A 613-nucleotide genomic window follows, 5' to 3' on the forward strand; every position below is an offset into this window, starting at 1 on the left:
GTGCCGAATCTCCGCGTGAGATGGCTGGCCTTGTTGATGAGCGTCACGAGATGGTGACGGCGGCTGCACGGTTCTACGGCGTGGATGCCGTGACTCGACGCACCCCTTGTTTCGCGACGCTGTATCTGCCTGATGAAACGGTGTGGGTTGAGTGGTCGCCGCGTACCGGCAAGTGGGTCGAGGTCGACCGCGACCAGCACCGGATGGGTGTCGTCCCAGTGTTCATGCACCTCAACAAGAGGGTTTCAGGGTCATGGGTTGGGAGGACGGCGCTGACCAGGGGCCTGCGGTCGATCATCGACAGCTCGTGCCGGAATCTGACGAACCTGCAGTTCGCGGTCGAGTCGCATGGCATCCCCCGCATCTTCATGACTGGGGTCGTGAAGGGCGATTTTGTTGACCCGAAGACTGGTGAGCCGTTGCCGGTATGGGCCGCCTACTACAACGCGATTCACACAATCACAAACCCGCAGGCGAAGGTCGGACAACTCACCGCCTCCGATTTGAAGAACTTCCGCGCCGCCCAGGAGGCGTATGCGATCGAGATGTCGGCGGCGACGGGCTTCCCGATCTCGTATTTCGGGCTCTCGACAGCGAATCCTCCGGCTGAGGG

General features: G+C 61.7%; 1 protein-coding gene. It reads left to right on the forward strand.

Features of this window, described 5'->3' with window-relative positions; all coding sequences use genetic code 11:
• Window positions 1-613, forward strand: a 613-nt coding sequence (locus ACRPLY_RS26810) for a hypothetical protein (RefSeq protein WP_432232232.1), incomplete at both ends; no start/stop codon positions are given.

Origin of the sequence: Priestia sp. TGN 0903 (assembly GCF_050846855.1) — a bacterium.
Taxonomy (GTDB): domain Bacteria; phylum Bacillota; class Bacilli; order Bacillales; family Bacillaceae_H; genus Priestia; species Priestia zanthoxyli.